The organism is Variovorax sp. P4_D9 (assembly GCF_056401695.1).
In genome coordinates, this window is sequence record NZ_JBFUIU010000660.1 from 1 (window position 1) to 4,960 (window position 4,960).

The 4,960-nt window shown below is 67.7% G+C and carries 4 protein-coding genes and 1 pseudogene; all 5 read right to left on the reverse strand.

Annotation, left to right across the window (positions count from 1 at the left end; translation table 11 throughout):
• Window positions 1-233, reverse strand: a pseudogene (locus tag AC1DY5_RS41910) (carbohydrate ABC transporter permease); the annotation flags it as partial.
• Window positions 230-1,120: a carbohydrate ABC transporter permease gene (locus AC1DY5_RS41915; RefSeq protein ID WP_478120333.1), complete on the reverse strand. Its 891-nt coding sequence runs from the start codon at window positions 1,118-1,120 to the stop codon at window positions 230-232. The gene AC1DY5_RS41915 and the pseudogene AC1DY5_RS41910, both read right to left, overlap by 4 nt.
• Complete coding sequence (locus tag AC1DY5_RS41920; protein ID WP_478120334.1) at window positions 1,117-2,184, reverse strand: ABC transporter ATP-binding protein; 1,068 nt, start codon at window positions 2,182-2,184, stop codon at window positions 1,117-1,119. Before AC1DY5_RS41920 ends, AC1DY5_RS41915 begins: the two co-directional genes overlap by 4 nt.
• Before the next feature lies 1 nt (window position 2,185).
• Entirely contained in the window at window positions 2,186-3,259 is a 1,074-nt protein-coding gene (locus AC1DY5_RS41925) for an ABC transporter ATP-binding protein (protein ID WP_478120335.1), read from the reverse strand.
• The gene (gene glpD, locus AC1DY5_RS41930) at window positions 3,250-4,914 is read right to left on the reverse strand and encodes a glycerol-3-phosphate dehydrogenase (protein WP_478120336.1); all 1,665 of its coding nucleotides are present in this window, start codon (window positions 4,912-4,914) and stop codon (window positions 3,250-3,252) included. The genes AC1DY5_RS41925 and glpD overlap by 10 nt, the downstream gene beginning before the upstream one ends.
• Window positions 4,915-4,960: the final 46 nt, after the last annotated feature.

The window sequence follows — 4,960 nt, forward strand, 5'->3', positions numbered from 1 at the left end:
GTGTTGATGCCGACGTAGATCAGGCTGTTGATGTAGCCCGAATACCAGGATTCGTCGGTGAAGATGCGCCTGTAGTTCTCCCACGTGAGGCTCTGCGGGAAGAACGAGAAGCTCGACAGGATCTCCTCGTTGGTCTTGAAGCTCATGTTGACCATCCAGTAGATGGGCAGCAGCGCAAAAACCAGGTAGAGCAGCAGGAAGACGCTGCGCTTGCGGAAGCGGCGTTCGTTCATTTTTCTTCCTCCACCTCGAGGGTGCCGACGCGCAGCATCCAGTTGTAGAGCACGAAGCACAGCAGCAGGATGATCAGGAAGTAGATCAGCGAGAACGCCGCCGCCGGGCCGAGGTCGAACTGCCCGACTGCCTTCTGCGTCAGGTACTGGCTCAGGAAGGTGGTCGCGTTGCCGGGCCCGCCGCCGGTCAGCACGAAGGGCTCGGTGTAGATCATGAAGCTGTCCATGAAGCGCAGCAGCACCGCGATCACCAGCACGCCGCGCATCTTCGGCAGCTGGATGTAGCGGAACACCGCGAACTTGCTGGCGCCGTCGATCCGCGCCGCCTGGTAGTAGGCGTCGGGGATCGAGCGCAGGCCGGCGAAGCACAGCAGCGCCACCAGCGGCGTCCAGTGCCAGACATCCATCAGCAGCACCGTGAGCCACGCATCGCGCGCGTTGCCGGTGTAGCTGTAGTCGATGCCCAGCTTCTGCAGCGTGTAGCCGAAGAGGCCGATGTCGGCGCGGCCGAAGATCTGCCAGATGGTGCCGACCACGTTCCACGGGATCAGCAGCGACAGCGCCACCACCACCAGCACCGCCGAGGCCTTCCAGCTGGTGGCCGGCATCGACAGCGCCAGGCAGATGCCGAGCGGGATCTCGACCACCAGCACCGCGATCGAGAAACCGAGCTGCCGCCCCAGCGCCGCATGAAGCTCATCGTCGCGCATCACGGCGGCGAACCACTCGGTGCCGACGAAGACCCGGCGCTCGGGCGAGATGATGTCCTGCACCGAATAATTGACCACCGTCATCAAGGGCACGATGGCCGAGAAGGCGACGCACAGAAGCACCGGCAGCACCAGCCACCAGGCCTTCTGGTTCAGTGGTTTGTTGTTGCCGTTCATACCAGTTCCTCGTCGCGGTAGAAGCAGCTCTTGCGGCCCAGCACCTGCAGCCAGACGGTGGCGCCGGGCGCCGGCACGGTGGCATCCGATGCCAGCCGGGCCTTCACGGCGCTCTCGCCGGCCCGGGCGCTCAGCATCAGGTGGGTGCCAACGTCCTGCACCTGCGTCAGGGTGGCAGGCACCGCACCCGGCGCGTTGGCCTCGACCAGCGCCACGTACTCGGGCCGGATGCCGAGCTTGAGCGCGCCCTCGGGCAGTTCGCGGGTCGACGCCAGCCGCGTGCCCGCGATCTCGATCGTTCCGGCGGCGCTCTGCACCGGCAGGAAGTTCATCCCCGGCGAGCCGATGAAATGGCCCACGAAGGTATGCGCCGGCCGTTCGAACAGCGCTTCAGCGCTGCCGATCTGCACTGCCTTGCCGCGGGTCATCACGACCACCTCCTCGGCGAATGTCAGCGCCTCGACCTGGTCGTGCGTGACGTAGATCAGCGTCAGCTTGAGTTCGCGGTGGATCTGCTTGAGCTTGCGCCGCAGCTGCCACTTGAGGTGCGGGTCGATCACGGTCAGCGGCTCGTCGAAGAGCACCGCGGAGACGTCGCTGCGCACTAGGCCGCGCCCGAGCGAAATCTTCTGCTTGGCATCGGCTGCGAGGCCGGCCGCGCGCTGGTTGAGCTGACCGCTCATGTCGAGCATCTCGGCGATCTCGCCGACGCGCCTGCGGATCTGCTCGGTGGGCATGTTGCGGTTGCGCAGCGGGAACGCGAGGTTTTGCGCCACGGTCATGGTGTCGTAGATCACCGGGAACTGGAACACCTGCGCGATGTTGCGCTGCTGCGGGGTCTCCAGCGTCACGTCGCGGCCGTTGAACTTGACACTGCCCTTCGACGGCGCCAGCAGGCCCGAGATGATGTTGAGCATCGTGGTCTTGCCGCAGCCCGAGGGGCCCAGCAGCGCATAGGCGYCGCCGTCGCGAAAGCTCATCTTGAGCGGCAGCAGCGCGTAGTCGCTGTCCTCCACCGGGTTCGGGCGGTAGGCATGGGCCAGGTCCAGGTCGATGCGTGCCATGTCATCCCCTCTTGCGCCAGGCCGGCGCCAGGGCCAGGCGCTCGCCGGCGTCGAACACATAGGCCTGCGAGGCGCCGAAGTACAAGGTGATCGCCTTGCCGAGCTCGAAGCGATGGACGCCGGTGAGCTGCGCCACCAGCTCGCCGACCAGCGTCTCGACGTGGACGAAGGTGTCGGATCCGGAAATCTCGGCCAGCTCGACCTTGCCGGGCAAGGCCAGGTCGCCTTCGCCCGCATCGACGTTGAGCGCRCTGGCGCGCAGGCCGACGGTGACGGCACCGTCGACACCGGCCGGCAGCGCCAGCGGCAGCATCGGGCCTCCTTCGATCTGTACGCCGCCGGCCACCACGCGCCCGGCCACCAGGTTCATCGGCGGATCGCTGAACGCGCGCGCCACCCGCAGCGATAGCGGCGCGTGGAACACCTCGGCGGTCGGCCCGTACTGCAGCAGCTCGCCGGCATCCATCACGGCCGTGTAGCCGCCCAGCAGCAGCGCTTCGCCGGGCTCGGTGGTGGCATAGACCACGGTCGAGTCGCCACTCGCGAACAGCTGGGTGAGCTCTTCGCGCAGACCCTCGCGCAGCTTGTAGTCGAGGTTCACCAGGGGCTCGTCGAGCAGCATCAGCGGCGCGCTCTTGGCCAGCGCCCGGGCCAGCGCCACCCGTTGCTGCTGCCCGCCGGAGAGCTCGGCCGGATAGCGGTCGAGGAACATGCCGATGTGCAGCCGGTCGGCCAGTTCGCGCACCCGCGCCTCGATGTTCTTCTCGCCGCGCAGCCGCAGCGGCGAGGCGATGTTGTCGGCCACCTTCAGCGACGGATAGTTGATGAACTGCTGGTAGACCATCGCCACGTTGCGTTCGCGCACCGGGACGCCCGTGACGTCCTGGCCGTCGACCCGCACCTGCCCTTCGGTCGGCGTGTCGAGCCCGGCCATCAGGCGCATCAGGCTGGTCTTGCCGGCCTGCGTGGCGCCCAGCAGGACTGTCACCGCACCGCTCTTCGGTGCGATGCTCTGCGGATAGAGCCAGGTCTGCGGACCCGACTTCTTGGTGACGCGGTCAAGTGTCAACTGCATGGAGCTGCTTCCTTCGAGCGGGCGTGCCGCTGCATCCAGGCGCTGACCTGGTCGCGCTGCTGCGGCGTGAATCGCAGCCCGAGCTTGGAGCGGCGCCACAGCACGTCGTCGCCGCTGCAGGCCCATTCCTGCGCGCAAAGATAGTCGAGCTCGCGCTCGTGCAGCCCGGGCGCCACCGCCGGCCCCAGGTCGGCCATTGAGGCGGCGTCGCCGAGCACTTCGGCGATGCGCGCGCCGTAAGCCCGCGCCAGCCGGCGCGCCAGCGTGTCCTCGAGCCACGAATGCCGTGCCCGGACCGCCGCCACGAAGCGGTCGAAGTCGTCGTCGGGCCGCGCGCTGCGCGTGGTGGCGCCGATCCAGCCCGACAGGTCGCCGCCGGCCATGAAGGCGCCGTCGGTCCAGGCGGCGCGGGTCTCGCCCAGCATCCGCCCCACTTCGTCGGCCGCATCCTCGGCCAGCTTGCGGAAGGTGGTGATCTTGCCGCCCCAGACCGACAGAAGCGGCGCCGCCTCGGTGTTGGTTTCGAGCAGGTAGTCGCGCGTCACGGCCGACGGGTCGCCCGATGCATCGTCGAGCAGCGGCCGCACGCCGGAGTAGGTCCAGACCACGTCCGAGGGCTTCACGGGCTGGGCGAAATAGCGGTTGGCCTGGGCGCAGAGGTAATCGATCTCGTCCTCGCCGATGTGCGCGGCACCGGGATCGTCGCCTTGCAGTTCGACGTCGGTGGTGCCGATCAGCGTGAAGTCGTCCTGGTAGGGGATCGCGAAGATGATCCGCTTGTCGGGGTTCTGGAAGATGTAGGCGTGGTCGTGCCCGAACAGCCGCGGCACCACGATGTGGCTGCCCTTGACCAGCCGCAGGTGCCGGGTCGCGAGCGCCTCGCCGTGCTCCGCTTGCGCCACGCCGCGCAGGAAGGCCTCGGCCCATGGCCCGGCGGCGTTCACCACCGCCCGGGCGCGCACTGTGCGCTGGCCGTCGGGGCCCTCGAGCACGGCAGTCCAGCCGTCGGCGCTGCGCTGCGCCTGCACGCAACGGGTGCGCGTCACCACCTCGGCGCCGCGGGCGCGGGCGTCGATCGCATTCAGCACCACGAGCCGCGCATCGTCGACCCAGCCGTCCGAATAGACGAAGCCGCGCTTGAACTCGGGCTTGAGCGGCGCGCCGGCCTCGTGCCGGCGCAGGTCGATGGTGCGCGAGGCCGGCAGCACCTCGCGCCGGGCCAGGTGGTCGTAAAGGAATAGGCCGATGCGGATCATCCAGGCCGGGCGCATCGACGGGTCGTGCGGCATCACGAAGCGCAGCGGCCACATGATGTGCGGTGCGCTCTTGAGCAGCACCTCGCGCTCCTGCAGCGCCTTGCGCACCAGCGAGAACTCGTAGTACTCGAGGTAGCGCAGGCCGCCGTGGATCAGCTTGGTCGACGACGACGAAGTGTGGGCGGCCAGGTCGTCCTTCTCGCACAGCAGCACGCGCCAGCCGCGACCCGCGAGATCGCGCGCGATGCCGCAACCGTTGATGCCGCCGCCGACGATGAGAACATCGCAGTCGGCGGCGAAGGCATTCGGTGTCGAGGCGGTGGCGCTCACGGCTGTGGCTTCAAATGCGATGTGATTTGCTTCGCGAACAAGTGCTCTTTCGCTTTCGAATCTTTTCATTTTGGTTCCTTATGGCGCGATTTTCCTAGTAGTTAACCCTAAATTC